Origin of the sequence: Pseudomonas sp. B8(2017) (assembly GCF_002113575.1) — a bacterium.
GTDB classification, from domain to species: Bacteria; Pseudomonadota; Gammaproteobacteria; order Pseudomonadales; family Pseudomonadaceae; genus Aquipseudomonas; species Aquipseudomonas putida_Z.
Map to the genome: position 1 here is coordinate 132,946 of NZ_NEIO01000003.1, position 24,676 is coordinate 157,621.

Here is a 24,676-nt window from a genome sequence, read left to right on the forward strand (position 1 = left end):
AGCCCATCGCCGGCAAGCCAGCTCCCACAGGTGTAGCGTCAGCCTTGGTTCATGCGGACCCTGTGGGAGCTGGCTTGCCGGCGATGGGCCAGTGTAGGCAGTACATAAATCAGGTTTCCTGTGCGCGATCCCGCCTTCGCTGCGCCTGCCGATACAGATACAAACTCAACACCAGCCCGCAAGCCGCCGCCGCTGCCGCAAACAGGAACATCGAAGCAAACCCGAACCCCGCCGCCACCGCGCCCACCAGCGGCCCGGTCACCCCAAGCGACAAATCGATGAACAGCGAATAAGCCCCCACCGCCGCCCCGCGGTTGGCCGCCGACACCTGGTTCACCGCCTCCACCCCCAGTGCCGGGAACACCAGCGAGAAGCCGAACCCGCTCAGTGCGGCCCCCGCCAACGCCAGTTCGGCGCTGGGCGCCAGCCACAGCATCAGCAGCCCGAGCGTTTCCACCGACAGGCAGGCAATCGCCACCCGGAACCCGCCAAGCCGGTTGATCAGGTTGCCGAACAGCAGTCGCGCACTGATGAAGCTGGCGCCGAACAGGCTCAGGGTCAGTGCCGCATTGGCCCAGCCACGGCTGGCGTAATACAAGGTGATGAAGGTGGCGATGGTGCCAAAGCCGATCGAGCCCAGGGCAAGCCCCGAGCCGTGCGGGAACACTTTGCCCAGCACCCGCAGGAACGGCAGGCGCACGCCACTGACGATCGGTGCGGCCTGTTTGGGCCAAGCCAGCAGCAACCCGAGCGCACACAGCAGGATGATGCTCACGCCCATGCTCCACAGGCCCAGGCTCTTGACCATCAGTACGCCCAACGGAGCGCCGATGGCCAGCGCGCCATAGCTGGCGATGCCGTTCCAGGAAATGACCTTGGCCGTGTTTTCGGCACCTACGCGGCCGATGCCCCAGCCAATCGCACCGGAGCCCACCAGGCTTTCCGCACTGCCAAGTACCAGGCGGCCGACCAGCAGGCAGGCCAGGCTCAGCCAGGGCAGGTGGGTGAGGAAGGCGCAGGCCAGCATGAACACCCCGCTGAGCCCGCAGCCGACCAGGCCATACATGACTGCCTTCTTGCTGCCGTGGTTGTCGATGATGCGGCTGGCGGTGGGCCGGCTGAGCAGGGTGGCCAGGTACTGCACGCTGATCACCAGGCCCGCGACCACGGCACTGAAGCCCAGATCGTTGTGCACATAGCCGGGCAATACGGCCAGCGGGATGCCGATGTTCAGGTAGCCGATGAAGGTGAAGAGGACGATGGAGACGACTTGCAGGGTGACCGCAAGGGGGCGCGGTGAGTGGGGCATGAGGGCCTACGTGGGTTCTGGACGGTGTGAAAACGTGATGACGGGGGTGGCCCGCAGGTCAGCCGTTTTCACACAGTCGGGGATGCGCGGTTATTCCTGGTCAGCGCTGGATTGATCGTCACCATCCTGCTCGACGGCAGCTGCCGGTTCGGCGTGAACGGTCACGGTTGGCTCTTCTGGGTTCAGGCTTGGGAAGGGAAGATTCGGGATTTCATGCATCTCGTCGTTCCTCGCAAGTGTGAGTGAAAAGTCTGCGCCAGGCGCGTTTGAAGCTTCGCAAAGCTGGGGCAGGATACACAAGTCTGGATGACAGTTTGGGTTTTTTTGGCGGTCGCTTGTCGGTTTTGCGGGCGAACAGCGGACATTTTTCCCATAAAAAATGGGGCCGCTTCGCGCCCCTTCGCGGGCACGCCCGCTCCCACAGGGACCGCGAAAATCAAGGATTACGCGGTCCCTGTGGGAGCGGGCGTGCCCGCGAAGGGGCGCGAAGCGGCCCCAGTTTCTCTGTGCTTACTTGCGGCCTTCAGCCGTCTCCGCCACCTTGTCGGTGCGTGCGCACATGATGAAGTCATTGCGGTGCAGGCCTTTGATCGAGTGGCTCCACCAGGTCACGGTGACCTTGCCCCACTCGGTCAGCAGGCCCGGGTGGTGGCCTTCGGCCTCGGCGATATCGCCCACGGCATTGGTGAACGCCAGGGCGTGCTTGAAGTTCTTGAACAGGAACACGCGCTCCAGCTCCATGTGGCCGTCACGTACTTCGATGTTCCAGTCCGGGATTTCGCGAATCAGCTCGGCCAGCTCTTCGTCGGTGACCTTTGGTGCGTCGGCGCGGCAGGCTTCGCAATGGGCTTGGTTCAAGGCATTCATGTGGTGTTTTCCGGTTCGAGTTGTTATCGGCAAGGTCGCTCAGGCAGCGACCTTGGGTGGAAACTTCGGTGCGTGCAGGCCCAGCTGCATGGCTTTGTGAACCATGCCCATGATGTCTTCGTGGGCCAGGTCGAACAGGCACTTCATGTTCGGCAGCACGAAATACAGCGGCTGCAGGATGTCGATGCGATACGGTGTGCGCATGGCCTCGATCGGGTCGAAGGCCTGGTGCTCGGGCTCGCCAGACAGACTGTAGACGGTCTCCTTGGGCGACGAGAGGATGCCGCCGCCATAGATCTTGCGGCCCTGCGCGGTTTCCATCAGGCCGAACTCGATGGTCATCCAGTACAGGCGCGCCAGGTACACGCGTTGTTCCTTGGTCGCGGCCAGGCCGAGCTTGCCGTAGGTATGGGTGAATTCGGCGAACCAGGGGTTGGTCAGCAGCGGGCAGTGGCCGAAGATCTCGTGGAAGATATCGGGCTCTTGCAGGTAGTCCAGCTCTTCCGGGGTACGGATGAAGGTGGCCACCGGGAAGCGCTTGCTGGCCAGCAGTTCGAAGAAGGTCTGGAAGGGGATCAGCGCAGGGACCCGGGCAACCTGCCAACCGGTGGTGGCGCCCAGCACCTTGTTGATCTCGCCCAGTTGCGGAATACGGTCATGAGGCAGCTTGAGCTGGTCGATGCCGGCCAGGTATTCCTGGCACGCGCGGCCTTCGATCACTTTCAGCTGACGGGTGATCAGGGTGTTCCATACCGCATGCTCTTGCTGCGGGTAATCGATAAAACCATGCGCATCGGGCTCGCGTGCCACGTATTGCGTCTGTTTCATGTGGCTCTCCTGGTGAGGGCTTTTCTTGTTATGTGCAGGACATGCCTTAGGAATATCCCTTCACTGACCGCTTTGCACGGGTGGGCCGGTGGGCGGGGCTGGCTTTGGGCGACGTTTTCGTAACGATAATTTTACAAAAAGGCGCAGGTGTCGGAAAATCCGAGGCATCTGGCTGAAGCTTCGGCTGTTTTTGTCAGCTTATCTTTACGACTTTTCCGCGCGGTGTTGAAAAACATTGGCGCTTCGAGAGCCCTCATGCGTATCAAAGTGCATTGCCAGAACCGTATTGGCATCCTGCGCGACATCCTCAACCTGCTGGTGGAGTACGGCATCAACGTGCTGCGTGGCGAGGTGGGCGGTGACCATGGCAACGCCATCTACCTGCATTGCCCGAACCTGATCAATCTGCAGTTCCAGGCGCTGCGGCCGAAGTTCGAGGCGATTGCCGGGGTATTCGGCGTCAAGCGCGTGGGGCTGATGCCCAGCGAGCGCCGGCACATGGAGCTGAATGCGCTGCTGGGGGCGCTGGACTTCCCGGTGCTGTCGATCGACATGGGCGGCAGCATCGTCGCCGCCAACCGGGCCGCTGCGCAGCTGCTGGGGGTGCGGGTGGACGAGGTGCCGGGCATGCCGCTGGCGCGCTATGTGGAGGACTTCGACCTGCCAGAGCTGGTGCGCGCCAACAAGTCGCGCATCAACGGCCTGCGCATCAAGGTCAAGGGTGATGTGTTCCTGGCCGATATCGCGCCGCTGCAGTCCGAGCACGACGACAGCGAGGCGCTGGCCGGCGCGGTGCTGACCCTGCACCGCGCCGACCGTATCGGTGAGCGCATCTACAACGTGCGCAAGCAGGAGCTGCGCGGTTTCGACAGTATCTTCCAGAGCTCGCGGGTGATGGCTGCGGTGGTACGCGAGGCGCGGCGCATGGCGCCGCTGGACGCACCATTGCTGATCGAGGGCGAGACCGGCACCGGCAAGGAGTTGCTGGCGCGTGCCTGCCACTTGGCCAGCCCGCGCGGCCAGTCGCCGTTGATGGCGCTCAACTGCGCCGGGTTGCCCGAGTCGATGGCCGAGACCGAGCTGTTCGGTTACGGCCCCGGGGCATTCGAAGGGGCGCGGGCCGAGGGCAAGCTGGGGCTGCTGGAGCTGACCGCCGGTGGCACGCTGTTCCTTGACGGGGTAGGGGAGATGAGCCCGCGCCTGCAGGTGAAGCTGCTGCGTTTTCTGCAGGATGGCTGTTTCCGTCGTGTCGGCAGCGATGAAGAGGTGTACCTGGATGTGCGGGTGATCTGCGCGACCCAGGTGGATTTGTCCGAATTGTGTGCCCGTGGCGAGTTTCGCCAGGACCTGTATCACCGGCTCAATGTGTTGTCGCTGCACATTCCGCCATTGCGCGAATGCATGGATGGCCTGGAAGGATTGGTGCAGCACTTTCTCGACCAGGCCAGCCGACAGATCGGCTGCGCCATGCCGCGCCTGGCGCCGGCGGCGATGGACAAACTTGGCCAGTATCATTGGCCGGGTAATGTAAGGCAGTTGGAAAACGTGTTGTTCCAGGCGGTTTCGTTATGCGAGGGCGGCGTGGTCAAAAGTGAACATATACGTTTGCCGGATTACGGCGTGCGCCAACCGCTGGGTGAGTTTTCGCTGGATGGGGATCTTTCGCAGATTGTCGGGCGCTTTGAAAAAGCGGTGCTGGAAAGTTTGATGGGGGAATTCCCGAGTAGTCGGGCTTTAGGTAAAAGACTGGGTGTTTCGCATACGACTATTGCCAACAAGTTGAGGGATTATTCGTTGGGCAAGTCGGTAGATTAATAAGCGGTTGGTCAATAACCTGTTAATCAGGTGCAATATTCTTCGCGGGCTTGCCCGCTCCCACAAGTACCGCGCCAAATTCAAGGCAGGCGCTGTACCTGTGGGAGCGGGCAAGCCCGCGAATGGGGCCCGCAGGGCCCCCAATTCACAAGGTGTCAGCCGTTCGAGCAGCCGTTCCCCATCACGCGGTATTCGAGAATGTGCTTCTGGCCCTTGGAGTCCTCGTAGGTCATGCGGGCTGGCACGACTTCGCACACATTGGGCACTTCGCTCATGGAAATGACGCGGGCAATGTCCAGGTGCTGCGAGTAACTGTACTGTTCAACCGGAATCTGCTCGGCATCTTTGGCTTCGCCGGCCATCGCCGCGCCGCAAAGACTGCCAAGTACCAATACCAGTAAAGCTTTCATTTTCAATTTACCTGTCTAAGGTCGTGAGGGGGCACGCGGCGCTTATGGCGCCGCGAGTATTGCTAGTTTTAACTATCGGGTTTGGATGGGGATTAACGTTTGCCTTCGTGGGGGCTGTTACCAGTTGTTAATCGCCTTGCCGTTGCTGGCGAGGTGAATTTTATGGCTGGGGCCAAGGCCGAAACAGTGGGTCTTTTGATAAAGTGTTTTGACAGAATCTGTAACAATCCTCTGGTAAACGGCCCCATTTTTTCCTCGCCATGGCTGTAAGGTGCGTGCCAGAGCGCTTTGTCGGGACGGGCGTACCAAATTACTACCAACGTCGAATGGCTTTTGTCGCTCTGGTACAGTTACAAACGGTTCCATACAAAAACAACTATTACACCGAGGTAACACAGATGAGTGCGGCTCCACTGTATCCCGTTCGTCCCGAGGTTGCGGCCACCACCCTGACCGACGAGGCCACCTACAAGGCCATGTACCAGCAGTCGGTGATCAACCCGGACGGCTTCTGGCGCGAGCAGGCCCAGCGCATCGACTGGATCAAGCCGTTCACCAAGGTCAAGCAGACCTCCTTCGACGACCACCACGTCGATATCAAATGGTTCGCTGACGGCACTCTGAACGTTTCCTCCAACTGCCTGGACCGCCACCTCGAAGAGCGCGGCGACCAGCTGGCCATCATCTGGGAAGGCGACGACCCTTCCGAGCACCGCAACATCACCTACCGCGAACTGCACGAGCAGGTCTGCAAGTTCGCCAACGCCCTGCGTGGCCAGGATGTGCACCGGGGTGACGTGGTCACCATCTATATGCCGATGATCCCCGAGGCCGTGGTCGCCATGCTGGCCTGTGCCCGTATCGGTGCGATCCATTCGGTGGTGTTCGGCGGCTTCTCGCCCGAGGCGCTGGCCGGCCGTATCATCGACTGCAAGTCCAAGGTCGTGATTACCGCCGACGAAGGCGTGCGCGGTGGCCGGCGTACCCCGCTCAAGGCCAACGTCGACCTGGCGCTGACCAACCCTGAAACCAACAGCGTGCAGAAGATCATCGTGTGCAAGCGCACCGGTGGCGACATTGCCTGGCACCAGCACCGCGACATCTGGTACGAAGACCTGATGAAAGTCGCCTCCAGCCACTGCGCGCCAAAAGAGATGGGTGCCGAGGAAGCGCTGTTCATCCTTTATACCTCTGGTTCCACCGGCAAGCCGAAGGGCGTGCTGCACACCACTGGCGGCTACCTGGTATACGCCGCGCTGACCCATGAGCGCGTGTTCGACTATCGCCCGGGCGAGGTGTACTGGTGCACCGCCGACGTGGGTTGGGTCACCGGCCACAGCTACATCGTCTACGGCCCGCTGGCCAACGGCGCCACCACCCTGCTGTTCGAAGGCGTGCCGAACTACCCCGACATCACCCGCGTGTCGAAGATCGTCGACAAGCACAAGGTCAACATCCTGTACACCGCACCAACCGCCATCCGCGCGATGATGGCCGAAGGGCAGGCTGCTGTTGAAGGTGCCGATGGCTCCAGCCTGCGCCTGCTGGGCTCGGTGGGTGAGCCGATCAACCCCGAAGCCTGGAACTGGTACTACAAGACCGTGGGCAAGGAGCGTTGCCCGATCGTCGACACCTGGTGGCAGACCGAGACCGGCGGCATCCTGATCAGCCCGCTGCCGGGCGCTACCGGCCTCAAGCCGGGCTCGGCAACCCGCCCGTTCTTCGGCGTGGTGCCGGCGCTGGTGGACAACCTGGGCAACCTGATCGAGGGCGCTGCCGAAGGCAACCTGGTGATCCTCGATTCCTGGCCGGGCCAGTCGCGTTCGCTGTACGGCGACCACGACCGTTTCGTCGATACCTACTTCAAGACCTTCCGTGGCATGTACTTCACCGGCGACGGTGCGCGCCGCGACGAGGATGGCTACTACTGGATCACCGGCCGCGTGGATGACGTGCTGAACGTGTCCGGTCACCGCATGGGTACTGCCGAGATCGAAAGTGCCATGGTGGCGCATGCGAAAGTGGCCGAGGCCGCGGTGGTGGGTGTGCCGCACGACATCAAGGGGCAGGGCATCTATGTGTATGTCACCCTCAATGCCGGTATCGAGGCCAGCGAGCAGCTGCGCCTGGAGCTGAAGAACTGGGTGCGCAAGGAAATCGGCCCGATCGCCTCGCCGGATGTGATCCAGTGGGCGCCGGGGTTGCCGAAGACCCGGTCGGGCAAGATCATGCGCCGCATCCTGCGCAAGATTGCCACGGGTGAGTACGATGCCCTGGGCGATATCTCGACCCTGGCCGACCCGGGCGTGGTGCAGCACCTGATCGATACCCACAAGGCCATGAGCCTGGCTTCGGCCTGATATCGAGGCAGGGCGCGGCCCCTGTAGGCGCCGCTTTGGGTGGGAGCGGGCATGCCCGCGAACACCGGCGCAGCCGGTGCCATCCACCGCGCCGCCTGCTTCGCGGGCACGCCCGCTCCCACACAAGGCCGCTCCTGCAGGTGCGTATGCCGCCAGCAAGAACCCCGTCCGGGCAACCGGCGGGGTTTTTTGCTTTACTGTTACCCGACATTCATCGGTAACTGTTCTGTCACCGGCGCCGCACAATATCGGGGCGCCAGGAAACAAATCCGGCCTGTTTCAGTGCGTTTTCGCAGCCTTTTTTGCGACACGGCACGCTGCACTTGCCGTAATACAAGGCTTTGCCAATAATAGGCCCGGGAATTGCTAGTACTATAGGTTCTATTTCTTGCGCTCTTGCATATTTTGCAATGGCTGTCAACATCGCCCGCTGCCGTTTCAAGCGCTTCTGTAAGTAGTTGTCGCTTTGAAGAAATATCGACTACCGGGCTGTCGTTAAAATGCCAATCACTCGCTCGTGGTCTGCGACCTTGGTCGAACCCTGCGCGGCTCGCGTTGTACCCATTCGCATATCGGGCAGCCGTTACCTGCCTTGTATTGCTCCGTACCGATGGAGTTACCTGATGAAGAAGCTCGCACTGCTTGGCGCCCTGGCGCTGTCCGTGTTTTCCCTGGTGTCGCAGGCCGATGAAAAACCGCTGAAAATCGGCATCGAAGCCGCCTACCCACCCTTCGCCTTCAAGCAGCCAGACGGCAGCATTGCCGGTTTTGACTACGACATCGGCAACGCCCTGTGCGAAGAGATGAAAGCCAAGTGCACTTGGGTCGAGCAGGAGTTCGACGGCCTGATCCCGGCGCTGAAAGTGCGCAAGATCGACGCCATCCTGTCGTCCATGTCGATCACCGAAGACCGCAAGAAATCGGTCGACTTCACCAAGCGCTACTACCTGACCCCGGCGCGCCTGGTGATGAAGGAAGGTACCGCCGTCAGCGACAGCCTGGATGAGCTCAAGGGCAAGAAGATTGGTGTGCAGCGCGGCTCGATCCACGACCGCTTCGCCAAGGAAGTACTGGGCGCCAAAGGTGCCACCGTGGTTCCTTACGGCACCCAGAACGAAATCTACCTGGACGTGGCAGCTGGCCGCCTCGATGGCACCGTGGCTGACGCCACCCTGCTGGAAGACGGCTTCCTCAAGACCGACGCCGGCAAGGGCTTCGCCTTCGTAGGCCCGGCCTTCACCGACGCCAAGTACTTCGGTGACGGCATCGGTATTGCCGTGCGCAAGGGTGACAAGGCCAACGTCGACCGCATCAACGCTGCCATCGACGCCATCCGTGCCAACGGCAAGTACAAAGAAATCGAGAAGAAGTACTTCAACTTCGACATCTACGGTCCAGACTCGAACTAAGACGTCGGGTTTCACCTGTGCAATGGTGCAAACAGCAGAGGCTCTGAGGTTTGCACCATTTTTCATTCTCTAGGTCGAGGACCTCATCATGTTGAAAGGCTACGGGGCAGTCATCCTCGACGGGGCGTGGCTGACGCTTCAGCTCGCCCTGTCGTCGATGGCCCTGGCCATCGTGCTCGGCCTGATCGGTGTGGCGCTGCGCTTGTCGCCGGTGCGCTGGCTGGCCTGGCTGGGCGATCTGTATTCCACGGTGATTCGTGGTATTCCGGACCTGGTCCTGATCCTGCTGATCTTCTACGGCGGGCAGGACATCATCAACCGGGTTGCGCCGCTGCTCGGTTATGAAGACTACATCGACCTGAATCCGCTGATCGCGGGTATCGGTACCCTGGGCTTCATCTTTGGTGCCTACCTGTCGGAAACCTTCCGCGGTGCGTTCCTCGGTATTCCGAAAGGCCAGGCCGAAGCGGGCGTGGCGTATGGCATGAGCAACCGCCAGGTGTTCTTCCGCATCCAGGTGCCGCAAATGATTCGTCTGGCGATCCCGGGCTTCACCAATAACTGGCTGGTGCTGACCAAGGCCACCGCGCTGATTTCGGTAGTGGGCCTGCAGGACATGATGTTCAAGGCCAAGCAGGCGGCCGACGCCACCCGCGAGCCTTTCACCTTCTTCCTGGCGGTGGCGGCCCTGTACCTGGTGCTGACCAGCATCTCGCTGCTGGCCCTGAAGTATCTCGAGCGCCGCTACTCGGTTGGCGTCAAGGTGGCTGAACTATGATCTTCGACTACAACGTCGTCTGGGAGGCACTGCCGATGTACTTCGGCGGCCTGCTGACCACCCTCAAGCTGCTGGCGATTTCGCTGTTCTTCGGGCTGCTGGCGGCCATTCCGCTGGGCCTGATGCGGGTGTCCAGGCAGCCAGCGGTCAATCTCGTGGCGTGGCTGTACACCTACGTGATCCGCGGCACGCCGATGCTGGTGCAGCTGTTCCTGATCTACTACGGCCTGGCGCAGTTCGAGGCGGTGCGCGAAAGCTTCCTGTGGCCGCTGCTGTCCAGCGCTACCTTCTGCGCCTGCCTGGCGTTCGGCATCAACACCAGTGCCTACACCGCCGAAATCATCGCCGGCAGCCTCAAGGCCACGCCCCATGGCGAAATCGAGGCGGCCAAGGCCATGGGCATGTCGCGCATGAAGATGTACCGGCGCATCCTGCTGCCGTCGGCCCTGCGCCGGGCGCTGCCGCAGTACAGCAACGAAGTGATCATGATGCTGCAGACCACCAGCCTGGCGTCGATCGTCACCCTGATCGACATCACTGGCGCTGCGCGCACGGTCAATGCCCAGTACTACCTGCCTTTCGAGGCCTATATCACGGCGGGCGTGTTCTACCTGTGCCTGACCTTCATCCTGGTGCGCCTGTTCAAGATGGCCGAACGCCGCTGGCTCGGCTACCTGGCGCCGCGCAAGCACTGACCGCTTTGTGAGAATCGACAGCATGTACAAACTCGAAGTCCAAGACCTGCACAAGCGCTACGGCAGCCATGAAGTGCTCAAGGGCGTGTCCCTGTCGGCCAAGGCAGGCGATGTCATCAGCATCATCGGCTCCAGCGGTTCGGGCAAGTCGACCTTCCTGCGCTGCATCAACCTGCTGGAGCAACCGCACGCCGGCAAGATCCTGCTCAACAACGAAGAGTTGAAGCTGGTACCGGGCAAGGACGGCGCGCTCAAGGCCGCCGACCCGCGTCAGCTGCAGCGCATGCGCTCGCGCCTGTCGATGGTTTTCCAGCACTTCAACCTGTGGTCGCACATGACCGCGCTGGAAAACATCATCGAAGCGCCAGTGCATGTGCTGGGCGTGAACCGCAAGGAAGCCCTGGAAAAGGCCGAGCACTACCTGGCCAAGGTGGGTGTCGCTCATCGCAAGGACGCTTTCCCGGGGCACATGTCCGGCGGCGAGCAGCAGCGTGTGGCAATTGCCCGGGCGCTGGCCATGGAGCCGGAGGTCATGCTGTTCGACGAGCCGACCTCGGCGCTGGACCCGGAACTGGTGGGCGATGTGCTCAAGGTGATGCAGGCGCTGGCCCAGGAAGGCCGCACCATGGTGGTGGTGACCCACGAAATGGGCTTTGCCCGTGAGGTGTCCAACCAGCTGGTGTTCCTGCACAAGGGCCTGGTGGAAGAAACCGGCTGCCCGCGCGAAGTGCTGGCCAACCCGCAGTCGGAGCGCCTGAAGCAGTTCCTCTCCGGCAGCCTGAAGTAAAAACTGCAATTTTGCACCAGAATAGGGCATGCTGCGCGGCGAGCGCAGCCTGACCCGGCGCACAGACTCGAACGACCTCAGGTTTCGGACCGCACCCTATGACCACCCAGCGAATCGGTTTTCTCATTTGGCCCAGCACCCGGCCCTTGACCCTGGCGCTGGCCGAGGAAGTGTTGCAGGTGGCGCAGCGGGTGCACCCGGAGGTGGTCTACGAGCTGGTCTTCCTGCAGGCGGAGCCGGCGCAAGAGGGCAGCTGGCGCCTGCCGGGCGAGCCGTGGAACGGCCGCCTTGAGGGGTGCCACAAGCTGTTCCTGTTGGCTGACGAGCAGCCGCCGGCGGTGGGGGCTGCGTTGTCGGCGGCGCTCAAGCAACTGGCGCGCAGTGGCTGCATGATCGGCGGCCTGTCGGCTGGGGTCTACCCCTTGGCGATGCTGGGCCTGCTCGACGGTTACCGGGCTGCGGTGCACTGGCGCTGGCAGGATGATTTTGCCGAGCGCTTCCCCAAGGTCATCGCCACCAGCCACCTGTTCGACTGGGACCGCGATCGCCTGACCGCTTGTGGCGGCATGGCCGTTACCGACCTGCTGCTGGCGGTGCTGGCCCGTGACCACGGGGCGGAGCTGGCCGGGGCAGTGTCGGAGGAACTGGTGGTCGAGCGCATCCGCGAGGGTGGCGAGCGCCAGCGCATTCCGCTGCAGAACCGCCTGGGCTCCAGCCACCCCAAGCTGACCCAGGCGGTGCTGCTGATGGAGGCCAACATCGAAGAGCCGCTGACCACCGACGAAATTGCCCAGCACGTGTGCGTTTCGCGCCGGCAGCTGGAGCGTATCTTCAAGCAGTACCTGAACCGCGTGCCGAGCCAGTACTACCTGGAGCTGCGGCTGAACAAGGCGCGGCAGATGCTGATGCAGACCAGCAAGTCGATCATCCAGATCGGGCTGTCCTGCGGCTTCTCCTCGGGGCCGCATTTTTCCAGTGCCTACCGCAACTTCTTTGGCGCAACGCCGCGGGAAGACCGCAATCAGAGGCGTAGCAGCAGCCCGTTCGAACTGAGCTCGGCGCCTGCCGAAAAAGGCTGATTGCCCTGTAGTCTGTACTGGCCCTATCGCCGGCAAGCCAGCTCCCACAGGATCACCACAGGCCTTGATGGTTACGGGGCACTTGTGGGAGCGGGCGAGCCCGCGAATCGGCCGGTACAGGCAACCACGCTTCTATATGTGTACACCCGTTCACCCAGCCCCCTCTCTCCCGTACACTGCGCGATTGCGACAGTGTTTGTCGCATTGCCGAAAGCCTTGTCAAAACTGGGTTTTGCGCTGTAACAAGTTGTCGCTTGGCCGCAAGGACAGGCGCGGATCAGTCCTTACAATCCCCCCATCGCTCGCCACTTCCAGGCCAGCGTTCCTCTTCAGGAGACTCAGATGTCCGTTGAGCAAGCCCCGGTGCAACGTGCCGATTTCGACCAGGTCATGGTCCCCAACTATTCTCCGGCGGCCTTCATTCCTGTGCGAGGCGAGGGTTCCCGCGTCTGGGACCAGTCGGGTCGCGAATTGATCGACTTTGCCGGTGGCATCGCGGTCAACGCCCTGGGCCACTGCCACCCGGCACTGGTCAAGGCCCTGACCGAGCAAGCCAACACCCTCTGGCACGTATCCAACGTGTTCACCAACGAGCCGGCCCTGCGCCTGGCCCACAAGCTGGTGGACGCCACCTTTGCCGACCGTGCGTTCTTCTGCAACTCCGGCGCCGAGTCCAACGAGGCCGCCTTCAAGCTGGCCCGTCGCGTTGCCCACGACCGCTTCGGCCCGGAAAAGCACGAAATCATCGCCACCGTGAACAGCTTCCACGGCCGTACCCTGTTCACCGTCAGCGTCGGTGGCCAGCCGAAGTACTCCGATGGCTTCGGCCCGAAGATCACCGGCATCAGCCATGTGCCGTACAACGACCTGGAAGCGCTGAAGGCACAGATTTCCGACAAGACCTGCGCCGTGGTGATCGAGCCGATCCAGGGCGAGAGCGGCGTGGTGCCGGCCGACAAGGCCTACCTGGAAGGCGCGCGCAAACTGTGTGACGAACACAACGCCCTGCTGATCTTCGACGAAGTGCAGACCGGCGTTGGCCGTACCGGTTCGCTGTATGCCTACCAGCACTACGGCGTTACCCCGGACATCCTGACCAGCGCCAAGAGCCTGGGCGGCGGTTTCCCGATCGGTGCCATGCTCACCACCACCGAGCTGGCCAAGCACCTGGCCGTCGGCACCCACGGCACCACCTACGGCGGCAACCCGCTGGGCTGCGCCGTCGCCTGCGCGGTGCTGGATGTGGTCAACACCCCGGAAACCCTGGCCGGCATCAAGGCCAAGCATGAGCGCTTCAAGGTCCGCCTGGAGCAGATCGGCCAGAAGTACAACCTGTTCAGCCAGGTGCGTGGCGTTGGCCTGCTGCTGGGCTGCGTGCTGACCGAAGCCTGGAAAGGCAAGGCCAAGGACGTGCTCAACGCCGCCGAGAAAGAAGGCGTGATGGTGCTGCAGGCCGGCCCGGATGTGGTCCGCTTCGCGCCAAGCCTGGTGGTTGAAGACGCCGACATCGACGAAGGCCTGGACCGCTTCGAGCGCGCCGTGGCCACCCTGACCAAGGGCTGATCCGCCTGCGGTTCCTTCGCCGGCCCCGGTGCAGGCTCAACCCGAGTCTGCACCGGGCCGGTGATACCCGATTCCAGTGCAGGTGCCAGTGCACCTGCCGTTTTTCCGTGCCGCCGTGAGCGGCCCGTATTCCAAAGGAGTGACACCATGCTGGTGATGCGCCCCGCGCAAATGGCTGATCTGAACGAAGTGCAGCGCATGGCTGCAGACAGCCCCATTGGTGTCACCTCGCTGCCGGACGACACCGCTCGCCTGGGCGACAAGATCGCCGCATCCGAGACTTCCTTCTCCGCCGAGGTCAGCTTCAACGGTGAAGAAAGCTACTTCTTCGTGCTCGAGGACAGCGAAACCGGCAAGCTGGCCGGTTGCTCGGCCATCGTCGCTTCGGCGGGCTACTCCGAGCCGTTCTACAGCTTTCGTAACGAGACCTTCGTGCACGCCTCGCGCGAGCTGAAGATCCATAACAAGATCCACGTGTTGTCGCTGTGCCATGACCTGACCGGCAACAGCCTGCTGACCAGTTTCTATGTGCTGCCGGAACTGGTGAACAGTGGCTGGGCCGAGCTCAATTCGCGTGGCCGCCTGCTGTTCATGGCCGCTCACCCGGAGCGTTTCGCCGACTCGGTGGTGACCGAGATCGTCGGCTACAGCGACGAGCAGGGTGAGTCGCCGTTCTGGGATGCCATCGGCCGCAACTTCTTCGACCTCAACTATGCCCACGCCGAGCGCCTGTGCGGCCTGAAGAGCCGCACCTTCCTCGCCGAACTGATGCCGCACTACCCGATCTACGTGCCGCTGCTGCCTGACCTGGCGCAGGAAGCCATGGGCCAGGTGCACCCGCGGGCGCAGATTACCTTCGACATCCTCATGCGCGAAGGCTTCGAGACCGAGCACTACATCGACATCTTCGATGGCGGCCCGACCCTGCATGCGCGTACCTCGGGTATCCGCTCCATCGCCCAGAGCCGGGTGGTGCCGGTGAAGCTCGAGGACACCCCGGTCAAGGGCGGGCGCCCGTACCTGGTGTGCAACGGCCAGTTGCAGGATTACCGCGCGGTACTGCTGGACCTGGACTGGGTGCCGGGCAAGCCGGTCAGCCTGAGCCCGGCCGCTGCCGAGGCGCTGGGGGTGGGCGAGGGTGCCAGCGTGCGTCTGGTTGCGGTCTGAGGTCTGGCAACAGACGTTTCGGGATTGATGCGTTAGAAGAGTTTCGCGCCGGCCGCCGCCGCCGCAAAAGGAGATAGCATGATCGTTCGTCCTGTACGCAGCAGCGATTTGCCTGCGTTGATCGAATTGGCACGCAGCACCGGTACCACCGGGCTGACCACGCTGCCGGCCAACGAAGAGCGCCTGGGGCATCGCGTTGGCTGGGCGGAGAAGAGCTTCCGCGGCGAAGCCGAGCGTGGCGACACCGACTACCTGTTCGTGCTGGAAAACGACGAAGGCATGGTGGTGGGCATCAGTGCCATCGCCGGTGCCGTCGGCCTGCGCGAGCCTTGGTACAACTACCGGGTCGGCCTGACCGTCAGCGCCTCGCAGGAGCTGAAGATCTACCGCGAAATCCCCACCCTGTTCCTGGCCAACGACCTGACCGGCAACTCCGAGCTGTGCTCGCTGTTCCTGCGCAGCGACTACCGCTCCGGCCTCAACGGCCGCTTGCTGTCGCGGGCGCGCATGCTGTTCATCGCCGAGTTCCCCGAGCTGTTCGGCAAGAAGATCATCGCCGAAATGCGCGGCATGTCCGACGAGCAGGGCCGCTCGCCGTTCTGGGAAAGCCTGGGCCGGCACTTCTTCAAGATGGAGTTCAGCCAGGCCGACTACCTCACCGGCGTGGGCAACAAGTCGTTCATTGCCGAACTGATGCCGAAGTTCCCGCTGTACACCTGCTTCCTGTCCGAAGCGGCGCGCAACGTGATCGGCCGCGTGCACAAGGACACCGAGCCGGCGCTGGCGATGCTCAAGCAGGAAGGCTTCAACTACCAGGGCTACGTCGACATCTTCGACGCCGGCCCCGCCATCGAGTGCGACACCTCCAAGATCCGCGCCGTGCGCGAGAGCCAGACCCTGGTGCTGGCGGTGGGCACGCCGGGCGATGACGCGACGCCTTACATCATCCACAACCGCAAGCGCGACGACTGTCGCATCACGGCCGCACCTGCGCGGCTGGCTGCCGGTACCCTGGTGGTCGACCCCCTGACCGCCAAGCGCCTGCGCATGGGCGCCGGCGACAACGTGCGCGCCGTGCCGCTGTCGGCAAGCCGGGAGGCCCAGTAAATGACCACGCATTACATCGCAGGCAATTGGCAGGTTGGCCAGGGCGAAACCCTGCAGTCGCTCAACCCGGTGACGCAAGCCGTCGTCTGGGAGGGGCAGGGCGCTGACGCCAGCCAGGTGGATGCCGCCGTGCAGGCAGCCCGTCAGGCCTTCCCGGCGTGGGCGCAATTGAGCCTGGAAGCGCGTATCGATTTGCTGGAGAAGTTCGCCACGCAACTGAAAGCGCATGCCGAAGCCATGGCCCAGTGCATCGGTGAGGAAACCGGCAAGCCCCTGTGGGAGTCGGCGACCGAAGTCACCAGCATGATCAACAAGGTAGCGATCTCGGTGCAGAGCTACCGCGAGCGCACCGGCGAAAAGAGCGGCCCGCTGGCCGATGCCACGGCCGTGCTGCGGCACAAGCCCCATGGTGTGGTGGCGGTGTTCGGCCCTTACAACTTCCCCGGCCACCTGCCCAACGGGCATATCGTGCCGGCGCTGCTGGCGGGCAACTGCGTGGTGTTCAAGCCCAGTGAGCTGACGCCCAAGGTCGCCGAGCTGACCGTCAATTGCTGGATTGCCGCCGGGCTGCCGGCGGGTGTGCTCAACCTGGTGCAGGGCGCGCGCGAAACCGGTGTGGCGCTGGCCGCCAACCCGGGTATCGATGGCTTGTTCTTCACCGGCTCCAGCCGCACCGGCAAGCTGCTGCACCATCAATTCGCCGGCCGCCCGGACAAGATTTTGGCCCTGGAAATGGGCGGCAACAACCCGCTGGTGGTGGACGAGGTCAAGGACCTCGATGCGGCGGTGTACACCATTATCCAGTCGGCGTTCATTTCCGCCGGCCAGCGCTGCACCTGCGCCCGCCGTCTGCTGGTGCCGCAAGGCGCCTGGGGCGATGCGCTGATCACGCGCCTGGTCGAGGTGAGCAGATCCATCACGGTCGGTGCGTTCGACCAGCAGCCGGCGCCGTTCATGGGTTCGGTGATTTCGCTGCAGGCAGCGCGGGCGCTGATTGCAGCCCAGGCCGAACTGGTCGCCAAGGGCGCCGTCAAGCTGCTGGAAATGACCCAGCCACAGGCCGATGCCGCACTGCTGACCCCGGGCATTGTCGATGTCACCGCGGTGGCCGAGCGCCCGGACGAAGAGTTCTTCGGCCCGCTGCTGCAGGTGATCCGCTATGCCGACTTCGATGCCGCCATCGATGAGGCCAACAACACCCAGTACGGCCTGGCTGCCGGCTTGCTGTCCGACTCCCGCGCCCGTTACCAGTACTTCTGGCTGCGCAGCCGCGCTGGCATCGTCAACTGGAACAAGCAACTGACCGGTGCCGCCAGCAGTGCACCGTTCGGCGGCGTGGGCGCCAGTGGCAACCATCGCGCCAGCGCCTATTACGCAGCGGACTACTGCGCTTACCCCGTGGCTTCGCTGGAGACCGCCAGCCTTGCCTTGCCGGCAACCCTGACGCCGGGCGTCACCCTATAACAACAGGTCACGGAGCCTAGCCGATGAAATCCTATGAAGTGAATTTTGATGGCCTGGTGGGGCCTACCCACAACTATGGCGGCCTGTCCTACGGCAACGTGGCTTCGCAGAGCAACAGCCAGCAGGGTTCCAACCCGCGCGAAGCCGCGCGCCAGGGCCTGGCGAAGATGAAAGCGCTGGCCGACATGGGCTTCAAGCAGGGCGTGCTGGCGCCGCAGGAGCGCCCGGACGTGGCCGCACTGCGCCGCCTGGGCTTCAGCGGCAGCGATGCCGAAGTGATCCAGCGTGCCGCCAAGGAGGCCATGCCATTGCTGGTGGCCAGCTGCTCGGCCTCGAGCATGTGGGTGGCCAATGCCGCCACGGTCAGCCCCAGTGCCGACACTGCCGATGGCCGCGTGCACTTCACTGCTGCCAACCTCAACTGCAAGTACCACCGCAGCATCGAGCACCCGACCACCAGCCGAGTGCTGGGTGCCATGTTCAGCAACGACAAGCACTTTGCCCACCACGAGGCACTGCCTGCCGTGGCACAGTTCGGTGACGAGGGGGCAGCCAACCACACGCGCTTCTGCCGTGCATATGGCGAGGCCGGCGTGGAGTTCTTCGTCTACGGCCGCAGCGCCTTCGACAGCCGCTACCCGGCGCCGCAGAAGTACCCGGCCCGGCAAACCCTGGAGGCTTCCCAGGCTGTGGCCCGGCTGCATGGCCTGAGCGATGACGGCGTGGTCTACGCTCAACAGAACCCGGCCGTGATCGACCAGGGCGTGTTCCACAACGATGTAATTGCGGTGGGCAACGGCGAGGTGCTGTTCTACCACGAGGACGCTTTCCTCGACACCGACGCGGTACTTGGCCAGCTGCGAGCTAAACTGGCCAGCAAGGGTGGCAACTTCCAGGCCATCTGCGTGCCGCGGGCAGCGGTGACGGTGGAGGACGCGGTGCGTTCCTATCTGTTCAACAGCCAGCTGCTCAGCCGCGACGACGGCTCCATGCTGTTGGTGGTGCCGGAAGAGTGCCGCAACAACGAGCGGGTCTGGGCCTACCTGGGCCAGTTGACCAGCCAGGGCGGCGCGGTGAAAGAGGTCAAGGTGTTCGACCTCAAGCAGAGCATGCAGAACGGCGGTGGGCCGGCTTGCCTGCGTTTGCGCGTGGCGTTGAAGGAAACGGAACTGGCAGCGGTCAACCAAGGCGTTATCATGACCGCCTCGCTGTACGACACCCTGTTGCAGTGGGTCGACAAGCATTACCGCGATCGCCTTGGCGAGGCGGACCTGGCCGACCCGCAGTTGCTGGTGGAATGCCGTACGGCACTGGACGAATTGACCCAGATCCTGAAGTTGGGCTCGGTGTATCCGTTCCAACGCCAACCTTGAAGAGAGACTTTGCAATGACCGACGCCCTGCGCCTTATCCTGGAAGATGAAGACGGCACCCAGCTGGAAACTTCCTGCACCCGCTTTGCTGTGGTCTGGCAAGGCAAGGAAGTGTGGATTCAGCAGGATGGTCGTGGCCAGCTGCTGATCGGCGTGGATGTCGAGGAAGACGACACCGAGTACGCCAACCTGCTGCTGCGCCCGATGGCCACCAACCTGGTCAGCCTGCAGCTGGAAATGGAACCGGCGGAGGTCGGCGAAGACGACGATCACGTCCATGGCCCCGACTGCGGCCACCACCACTAAGGAAGTACCTATGCTCGCCCTTGGCAAATTGCTTGAGCTGACCCTCACCGATCACGAACCGGCCGAGAAGACCCAAGTGACACCCAAGGGCGCGCGTTTGCGTTGGCTGGGGGAGGGCGCGCTCGAAGTGCGCCCGGCCGAAAACGAGGATTGCGGGCTGGACTTGCTGTTGTCCGCCGGCATCCACGGCAACGAAACGGCACCGATCGAGTTGCTCGAGCGGCTGCTGCATGGCGTGGCCAACGGCAAGATCAAACCCAAGGCCCGGGTGCTGTTCCTGTTCGGCAACCCGGCAGCGATCCGCAAGGGCGAGCGCTTCATCGAGCAGGACATCAACCGCCTGTTCAACGGCCGCCACGAGCTGTCCAGTGGCTTCGAGGCATTGCGTGCCGCCGAGCTGGAACAGTTCGCCAGGGTGTTCTTCAGCAAGCCGGGGCGCAACCGCCTGCACTACGACCTGCATACCGCCATCCGCGGCTCAAAGATCGAGCAGTTCGCCTTGTACCCTTATAAAGAGGGGCGCAAGCATTCCCGTCGCGAGCTGGCACGCCTGGCGGCGGCGGGCATGGAGGCGGTGTTGCTGCAAAGCAAATCCTCCATCACCTTCAGCGCCTTCACCTACGAGCAGCTGGAGGCCGAGGCCTTTACCCTGGAACTGGGCAAGGCTCGACCGTTCGGCCAGAACGAGCTGGTCAACCTCGACAAGCTGGAAGCGAGGCTGATCCACATCATCGAAGACACCGAGCCACAGGGCGAAGGCTCTCTGGATGGCCTGCAGCTGTTCAGCGTGTCCCGTGAGATCATCAAGCACAGCGACAGCTTCCACCTGCACCTGCCGGCGGACATCGAGAATTTCTCCGAGCTGAGCAAGGGTTACCTGCTGGCCGAAGACCTGGCCGAGACGCGCTGGGTAGTCGAGGAGGAGGGCGCGCGCATCATCTTCCCCAACCCCAAGGTCAAGAATGGCCTCAGGGCGGGGATTCTGATCGTTCCTGACTCCGGCCAGCGACTAGGCTGAGCTGGCCCCGATACCCTGGGCTCACGGCTGTGTGCGCAGCTCCAGTTGCAGCGCCTGGCGCAGTCCGTTTTCAGTGAAGGCGGGTGGGTTGGTGTTCAGGGCGGTGCTGCCGCCGAATGTGAACCTGCAATCGGTGGGTAAGCCGATGCTCTGTAGCAGCAGGTTGTCCACCGGATAAGCGCCGTTTTTGCCTTTAACCTCGGTCTGGCCCGGAAAGACGGTGCCTGACATCGAGTTCCAGCCTTGGCAAAGGCAGCGGTAAAGGTCGAGTAGTGGCAGTTGCGCAGCGGTCGACCAGCCTGGGTTGTATGCCAGGGTGCCGCCACTGTAGCCCCAGCTACTCTGGTTTTCGTCGATGATGAAGTGGCCTTCGTCTTCATCTTCTTCGTGGTCGCTGGGTGCATAGGTCGTGAATTGGTGTCTGGATGCTTCGATCAGGCTGATCGGTGTCCCGGACTGCCCGGCCTTTTTATCCAGGGCCGCCAGCAGCGCCTGGCCGCAGGGTAGTTTGCGCAGGAGCTCCAGCGCATCCTGTGCCGCTTGCCTGAACGGGTCGCTACCCGTCACTCGCACGCCGATATTGCCCAGGGCCTGATGTTCGGGCGTCACGGGCCGGGCCAGTCGTGCATCGTTTTCGGTATCGCGGTAGAGCTCGACCCTGGAGGACTCGCGGCCAAGCAGGCGGTGCCCCGTGACGTTGACAACCGCGTCGCCCTTGTCGATGAGTACCGGGCCGCTACCGACCACAATCTGGTGCGTGCCGGTATGGGCATCGATGTGGACGATACCTGCGCCGGTCTCGATCCTGTTGCCGCTACCGATCATGTCGATCAGCACCGTCTTCTTCACCTCCGGGGCGATGACGACGTGGTGATTGCCATCGGTGAGGCGAATGGCGATGGCTTGGGCGGTATGCGCGGCGACCATGAATACCGCATCGTTGATGGTCACTTCCAGCAGGCATTCGCGCGGGGCGATACGTACGCGCTTTTGCTGCTCATCCGCGCGCAGCGCACGCGGGGCCACGTTGAAGACCAGCAGCTCGCTGTTCTGGGTGCTGCGGCGATAGCGCCGCCCCAATGGATAGGCGCGTTCGAGGGTGATTCGCACATTTTCGTCGGCCTGGATGTACTTGACCTCGGTCTGCTGCCGAGGGTTGTCTTCGTTATTGTCGAAGGCGGTTTGCGAGTGGCCGGGTTCCCGTGCGTCGATGTAGTAGATCGGTCTCGGGTTGGCCTGCATGATGCCGTGGGGTAGCGGATGCGGGTCCGAGTGGAGTTTGGAGAGGTTCAGCTCAGGCATGGAGTGCTCCGGCAGTGAGGGTGGGCCGGCAGGATCCCGTTCCACTGCGCGGGTCAGGTGTTGCTTATGTACCGCATGGGTGGGCCTGCAGGTCTGCTTTTCCGCCTTGGCCGTGCTCATGAACGGCTTTTCATCCGCCGATTGCTGTTCTGGTGTACAAACACACTGTATCTCCCGTTCAGGCTGGATATAATGGCGCCCTTTGCCGTCGTTTCGTCGATTCGACGTATTAGCCCAAACGGCCGCCGTTTCCGTGGAAGAACCTATGAAAAGCGCAGAAATCCGTGAAGCCTTCCTTCGCTTCTTCGAAGAGCAGGGACATACCCGAGTCGCCTCCAGTTCGCTGATCCCGAACAACGACCCGACCCTGCTGTTCACCAATGCCGGCATGAACCAGTTCAAGGACTGCTTCCTCGGTGCGGAGAAGCGTGCCTACACGCGTGCCGTCAGCAGCCAGAAGTGCGTGCGCGCCGGTGGCAAGCACAACGACCTAGAAAACGTCGGTTACACCGCGCGTCACCACACTTTTTTCGAAATGCTGGGCAACTTCAGCTTCGGTGACTATTTCAAGCGCGATGCGATCACCTTCGCCTGGACCTTCCTGACTTCGGAAAAATGGCTGAACCTGCCCAAGGAAAAGCTCTGGGTCACCGTCTACGCCACTGACGACGAAGCCTACGATATCTGGACCAAGGAAGTCGGCGTGCCGGCCGAGCGCATGGTGCGCATCGGCGACAACAAGGGCGCCCCGTACGCCTCCGATAACTTCTGGACCATGGGCGACACCGGCCCATGCGGCCCGTGCACCGAGATCTTCTACGACCACGGCCCGGACATCTGGGGCGGCCCACCCGGCTCGCCGGAAGAAGACGGCGATCGCTACATCGAGATCTGGAACAACGTCTTCATGCAGTTCAACCGCACCGCCGACGGCGTGCTGCACCCGCTGCCAGCGCCGTCGGTGGACACCGGCATGGGCCTGGAGCGCGTCAGCGCCGTGCTGCAGCACGTGCACTCGAACTACGAGATCGACCTGTTCCAGAACCTGCTGTCGGCCGCGGCCAAGGCCATCGGTTGCGGCAATGAGGGGCAGGCCTCGCTGAAAGTGGTCGCCGACCACATCCGTTCGTGCGGCTTCCTGATCGCCGACGGCGTGCTGCCGTCCAACGAAGGCCGTGGCTACGTGCTGCGCCGCATCATTCGTCGTGCCTGCCGCCACGGTAACAAGCTGGGCGCCAAAGGCAGCTTCTTCTACCAGATCGTCGCCGCGCTGGTCGCCGAAATGGGCGAGGCCTTCCCGGAACTGAACAGCCAGCAGGCGCACATCGAACGCGTGCTCAAGGCTGAAGAAGAACAGTTCGCCAAGACCCTGGAGCAGGGCCTGCGCATCCTCGAGCAGGACCTGGCCCAGCTGAAGGGCGAGGTGGTGCCGGGCGACGTGGTGTTCAAGCTGTACGACACCTACGGCTTCCCGATGGACCTGACCGCCGACATCGCCCGCGAGCGCGAGCTGACCATCGACGAAGCCGGCTTCGAGCGCGAGATGGACGCCCAGCGTGAGCGCGCCCGTTCCGCCAGCGCCTTCGGCATGGACTACAACAGCCTGGTCAAGGTCGACAGCGCCACCGAGTTCCTCGGCTACGAGGCCACCGAAGGCCAGGGCAAGATCATCGCCCTGTACAAGGACGGCCAGGCCGTCGACCAGCTGGGTGAAGGCGAGCAGGGCGTGGTCGTGCTCGACCGCACGCCGTTCTACGCCGAATCCGGTGGCCAGGTGGGTGACACCGGCTACCTGCAGGCTGGCGCTGCGCGCTTCGACGTGCGCGACACCACCAAGACCGGTGGTGCCTTCCTGCACCACGGCGTGGTTGCCAGCGGTGCGCTGGTGATCGGTTCGCCGGTTCAGGCCAAGGTCGATGCCGACGTGCAGCACGCCACCTCGCTGAACCACTCCGCCACCCACCTGCTGCACGAAGCGCTGCGCCAGGTGCTGGGCGAGCACGTACAGCAGAAAGGCTCGCTGGTCGACAGCCAGCGCCTGCGTTTCGACTTCAGCCACTTCGAGGCGGTGAAACCGGAGCAGATCAAGGCCCTGGAAGACATCGTCAACCGCGAAGTGCGCAAGAACACTGCGGTGGAAACCGAACTGACCGACATCGAAACCGCCAAGGCCAAGGGTGCCATGGCGCTGTTCGGCGAGAAGTACGGCGACACCGTGCGTGTGCTGAGCATGGGCGGCGATTTCTCGGTGGAGCTGTGCGGCGGTATCCACGCCAAGCGCACCGGTGACATCAGCCTGTTCAAGATCATCAGCGAAGGCGGCGTAGCCTCTGGCGTGCGCCGTATCGAAGCGGTCACCGGCGCTGCTGCGCTGGCCTACCTGAACGCTGCCGAAGAGCAGGTCAAGGAAGCCGCGCAGCTGGTGAAGGGTAATCGCGACAACCTGATCGACAAGCTGTCGGCTGTGCTCGAGCGCAACCGTCAGCTGGAGAAGCAGCTGGAACAGCTGCAGGCCAAGGCCGCCAGCGCCGCCGGGGATGATCTCTCCAATGCGGCCGTTGAGGTCAAGGGCGCCAAGGTGCTCGCCGCCCGCCTGGATGGGCAGGACGGCAAGGCCCTGCTGGCGCTGGTCGATCAGCTGAAGAACAAGCTCGGCCACGCAGTGATCCTGCTGGGCAGCGAGCATGAGGGCAAGGTCGTGCTGGTGGCCGGCGTGACCAAGGACCTCTCCAGCCAACTCAAGGCTGGCGATCTGATGAAACAAGCCGCTGCGGCGGTGGGTGGCAAGGGCGGTGGCCGTCCGGACATGGCCCAGGGTGGTGGCGTCGACGTCGCTGCACTGGACCAGGCCCTGGCGCTGGCCGTGCCATTCGCAGAGCAGGGACTTTGAGATGAGGGGGCCGGCGGTCTAGTGGCCTGTACGGCTAATTCTTGCGCTCAAATTCGAGTGCCAGGGTTTGCCGCGCAAGGCGCCGCGACGAGTCGTAGCCGGGCTACGGCGAGGAGTGGCAACGCAGCGAGGCGAATCCTGGTGCCGAAT

21 protein-coding genes are annotated in these 24,676 nt (G+C 63.1%); 15 read left to right on the plus strand and 6 right to left on the minus strand.

Annotated elements, in window-relative coordinates; all coding sequences use genetic code 11:
- Nucleotides 1-109 precede the first annotated feature (109 nt).
- The 4 genes from CAG22_RS06615 to phhA form a co-directional block, all read right to left on the minus strand.
- On the minus strand, nucleotides 110-1,309 hold the full coding sequence (locus CAG22_RS06615) for an MFS transporter (protein ID WP_075045966.1): 1,200 nt from the start codon (nucleotides 1,307-1,309) through the stop codon (nucleotides 110-112).
- A 90-nt stretch (nucleotides 1,310-1,399) separates the two neighbouring features.
- Nucleotides 1,400-1,528 (minus strand): hypothetical protein, encoded by a 129-nt coding sequence (locus tag CAG22_RS28725; protein WP_015271274.1) that lies wholly within the window; start codon nucleotides 1,526-1,528, stop codon nucleotides 1,400-1,402.
- A gap of 291 nt (nucleotides 1,529-1,819) precedes the next feature.
- Complete coding sequence (locus CAG22_RS06620; RefSeq protein ID WP_085705008.1) at nucleotides 1,820-2,176, minus strand: 4a-hydroxytetrahydrobiopterin dehydratase; 357 nt, start codon at nucleotides 2,174-2,176, stop codon at nucleotides 1,820-1,822.
- A 39-nt stretch (nucleotides 2,177-2,215) separates the two neighbouring features.
- A complete protein-coding gene (gene phhA / locus CAG22_RS06625; protein WP_085705010.1) occupies nucleotides 2,216-3,004 on the minus strand; it encodes a phenylalanine 4-monooxygenase in 789 nt (262 codons plus the stop codon).
- Between the two features lie 255 nt (nucleotides 3,005-3,259).
- Here phhA and CAG22_RS06635 point away from each other — a divergent pair, with 255 nt between their 5' ends.
- Nucleotides 3,260-4,819: a sigma-54-dependent phenylalanine hydroxylase transcriptional regulator PhhR gene (locus CAG22_RS06635; protein WP_024087504.1), complete on the plus strand. Its 1,560-nt coding sequence runs from the start codon at nucleotides 3,260-3,262 to the stop codon at nucleotides 4,817-4,819.
- A 155-nt stretch (nucleotides 4,820-4,974) separates the two neighbouring features.
- Here the strand turns inward: CAG22_RS06635 and CAG22_RS06640 are convergent, their stop codons facing one another.
- Nucleotides 4,975-5,229 carry a DUF2790 domain-containing protein gene (locus CAG22_RS06640; protein WP_003260110.1) on the minus strand — a complete coding sequence of 85 codons (255 nt, stop codon included), beginning with the start codon at nucleotides 5,227-5,229 and terminating at the stop codon, nucleotides 4,975-4,977.
- 398 nt (nucleotides 5,230-5,627) lie between these two features.
- On the opposite strand from CAG22_RS06640, the gene acs reads away from it, so the two are divergent.
- From acs to astE, 13 genes are all read left to right on the plus strand, one after another.
- Nucleotides 5,628-7,589 carry an acetate--CoA ligase gene (gene acs / locus CAG22_RS06645; protein WP_015271271.1) on the plus strand — a complete coding sequence of 654 codons (1,962 nt, stop codon included), beginning with the start codon at nucleotides 5,628-5,630 and terminating at the stop codon, nucleotides 7,587-7,589.
- A 623-nt stretch (nucleotides 7,590-8,212) separates the two neighbouring features.
- Nucleotides 8,213-8,998 carry an ABC transporter substrate-binding protein gene (locus CAG22_RS06650; RefSeq protein ID WP_054903345.1) on the plus strand — a complete coding sequence of 262 codons (786 nt, stop codon included), beginning with the start codon at nucleotides 8,213-8,215 and terminating at the stop codon, nucleotides 8,996-8,998.
- Between the two features lie 88 nt (nucleotides 8,999-9,086).
- Complete coding sequence (locus CAG22_RS06655) at nucleotides 9,087-9,776, plus strand: ABC transporter permease (RefSeq protein ID WP_003260113.1); 690 nt, start codon at nucleotides 9,087-9,089, stop codon at nucleotides 9,774-9,776.
- Complete coding sequence (locus CAG22_RS06660) at nucleotides 9,773-10,471, plus strand: ABC transporter permease (protein WP_085589096.1); 699 nt, start codon at nucleotides 9,773-9,775, stop codon at nucleotides 10,469-10,471. Before CAG22_RS06655 ends, CAG22_RS06660 begins: the two co-directional genes overlap by 4 nt.
- 22 nt (nucleotides 10,472-10,493) lie before the next feature.
- A complete protein-coding gene (locus tag CAG22_RS06665; protein WP_025340127.1) occupies nucleotides 10,494-11,258 on the plus strand; it encodes an ABC transporter ATP-binding protein in 765 nt (254 codons plus the stop codon).
- A 98-nt stretch (nucleotides 11,259-11,356) separates the two neighbouring features.
- Nucleotides 11,357-12,337, plus strand: a complete 981-nt coding sequence (gene argR, locus CAG22_RS06670; RefSeq protein ID WP_085663961.1) for a transcriptional regulator ArgR — start codon at nucleotides 11,357-11,359, stop codon at nucleotides 12,335-12,337.
- Nucleotides 12,338-12,679: 342 nt separating this feature from the next.
- Complete coding sequence (locus CAG22_RS06675; protein ID WP_013973653.1) at nucleotides 12,680-13,900, plus strand: aspartate aminotransferase family protein; 1,221 nt, start codon at nucleotides 12,680-12,682, stop codon at nucleotides 13,898-13,900.
- Between the two features lie 147 nt (nucleotides 13,901-14,047).
- Nucleotides 14,048-15,067, plus strand: a complete 1,020-nt coding sequence (gene aruF, locus CAG22_RS06680) for an arginine/ornithine succinyltransferase subunit alpha (protein ID WP_085705012.1) — start codon at nucleotides 14,048-14,050, stop codon at nucleotides 15,065-15,067.
- A 78-nt stretch (nucleotides 15,068-15,145) separates the two neighbouring features.
- A complete protein-coding gene (gene astA / locus CAG22_RS06685; RefSeq protein ID WP_085589092.1) occupies nucleotides 15,146-16,174 on the plus strand; it encodes an arginine N-succinyltransferase in 1,029 nt (342 codons plus the stop codon).
- On the plus strand, nucleotides 16,175-17,638 hold the full coding sequence (gene astD / locus CAG22_RS06690; protein WP_085705013.1) for a succinylglutamate-semialdehyde dehydrogenase: 1,464 nt from the start codon (nucleotides 16,175-16,177) through the stop codon (nucleotides 17,636-17,638).
- Nucleotides 17,639-17,661: 23 nt separating this feature from the next.
- On the plus strand, nucleotides 17,662-19,011 hold the full coding sequence (gene astB / locus CAG22_RS06695) for an N-succinylarginine dihydrolase (RefSeq protein ID WP_085705015.1): 1,350 nt from the start codon (nucleotides 17,662-17,664) through the stop codon (nucleotides 19,009-19,011).
- Between the two features lie 14 nt (nucleotides 19,012-19,025).
- Nucleotides 19,026-19,316 (plus strand): topoisomerase II, encoded by a 291-nt coding sequence (locus tag CAG22_RS06700; RefSeq protein WP_003256592.1) that lies wholly within the window; start codon nucleotides 19,026-19,028, stop codon nucleotides 19,314-19,316.
- A 10-nt stretch (nucleotides 19,317-19,326) separates the two neighbouring features.
- Nucleotides 19,327-20,334: a succinylglutamate desuccinylase gene (gene astE, locus CAG22_RS06705; protein ID WP_075045959.1), complete on the plus strand. Its 1,008-nt coding sequence runs from the start codon at nucleotides 19,327-19,329 to the stop codon at nucleotides 20,332-20,334.
- A 21-nt stretch (nucleotides 20,335-20,355) separates the two neighbouring features.
- Here the strand turns inward: astE and CAG22_RS06710 are convergent, their stop codons facing one another.
- Complete coding sequence (locus CAG22_RS06710) at nucleotides 20,356-21,636, minus strand: M91 family zinc metallopeptidase (protein WP_085705017.1); 1,281 nt, start codon at nucleotides 21,634-21,636, stop codon at nucleotides 20,356-20,358.
- A 265-nt stretch (nucleotides 21,637-21,901) separates the two neighbouring features.
- On the opposite strand from CAG22_RS06710, the gene alaS reads away from it, so the two are divergent.
- Nucleotides 21,902-24,526 (plus strand): alanine--tRNA ligase, encoded by a 2,625-nt coding sequence (alaS, locus tag CAG22_RS06715; protein WP_025340119.1) that lies wholly within the window; start codon nucleotides 21,902-21,904, stop codon nucleotides 24,524-24,526.
- The last annotated feature ends 150 nt before the right edge of the window (nucleotides 24,527-24,676 follow it).

Coding starts and splice junctions, on each gene's coding strand:
- CAG22_RS06660 (WP_085589096.1), top strand. CDS start 9,773: ATGATCTTCGACTACAACGTCGTCTGGGAGGCACTGCCGATGTACTTC.
- CAG22_RS06710 (WP_085705017.1), bottom strand. CDS start 21,636: ATGCCTGAGCTGAACCTCTCCAAACTCCACTCGGACCCGCATCCGCTA.
- acs (WP_015271271.1), top strand. CDS start 5,628: ATGAGTGCGGCTCCACTGTATCCCGTTCGTCCCGAGGTTGCGGCCACC.
- CAG22_RS06655 (WP_003260113.1), top strand. CDS start 9,087: ATGTTGAAAGGCTACGGGGCAGTCATCCTCGACGGGGCGTGGCTGACG.
- astE (WP_075045959.1), top strand. CDS start 19,327: ATGCTCGCCCTTGGCAAATTGCTTGAGCTGACCCTCACCGATCACGAA.
- CAG22_RS06615 (WP_075045966.1), bottom strand. CDS start 1,309: ATGCCCCACTCACCGCGCCCCCTTGCGGTCACCCTGCAAGTCGTCTCC.
- astA (WP_085589092.1), top strand. CDS start 15,146: ATGATCGTTCGTCCTGTACGCAGCAGCGATTTGCCTGCGTTGATCGAA.
- CAG22_RS06650 (WP_054903345.1), top strand. CDS start 8,213: ATGAAGAAGCTCGCACTGCTTGGCGCCCTGGCGCTGTCCGTGTTTTCC.
- CAG22_RS06640 (WP_003260110.1), bottom strand. CDS start 5,229: ATGAAAGCTTTACTGGTATTGGTACTTGGCAGTCTTTGCGGCGCGGCG.
- CAG22_RS06700 (WP_003256592.1), top strand. CDS start 19,026: ATGACCGACGCCCTGCGCCTTATCCTGGAAGATGAAGACGGCACCCAG.
- CAG22_RS06665 (WP_025340127.1), top strand. CDS start 10,494: ATGTACAAACTCGAAGTCCAAGACCTGCACAAGCGCTACGGCAGCCAT.
- alaS (WP_025340119.1), top strand. CDS start 21,902: ATGAAAAGCGCAGAAATCCGTGAAGCCTTCCTTCGCTTCTTCGAAGAG.
- CAG22_RS06635 (WP_024087504.1), top strand. CDS start 3,260: ATGCGTATCAAAGTGCATTGCCAGAACCGTATTGGCATCCTGCGCGAC.
- CAG22_RS28725 (WP_015271274.1), bottom strand. CDS start 1,528: ATGCATGAAATCCCGAATCTTCCCTTCCCAAGCCTGAACCCAGAAGAG.
- CAG22_RS06620 (WP_085705008.1), bottom strand. CDS start 2,176: ATGAATGCCTTGAACCAAGCCCATTGCGAAGCCTGCCGCGCCGACGCA.
- astD (WP_085705013.1), top strand. CDS start 16,175: ATGACCACGCATTACATCGCAGGCAATTGGCAGGTTGGCCAGGGCGAA.
- CAG22_RS06675 (WP_013973653.1), top strand. CDS start 12,680: ATGTCCGTTGAGCAAGCCCCGGTGCAACGTGCCGATTTCGACCAGGTC.
- aruF (WP_085705012.1), top strand. CDS start 14,048: ATGCTGGTGATGCGCCCCGCGCAAATGGCTGATCTGAACGAAGTGCAG.
- phhA (WP_085705010.1), bottom strand. CDS start 3,004: ATGAAACAGACGCAATACGTGGCACGCGAGCCCGATGCGCATGGTTTT.
- astB (WP_085705015.1), top strand. CDS start 17,662: ATGAAATCCTATGAAGTGAATTTTGATGGCCTGGTGGGGCCTACCCAC.
- argR (WP_085663961.1), top strand. CDS start 11,357: ATGACCACCCAGCGAATCGGTTTTCTCATTTGGCCCAGCACCCGGCCC.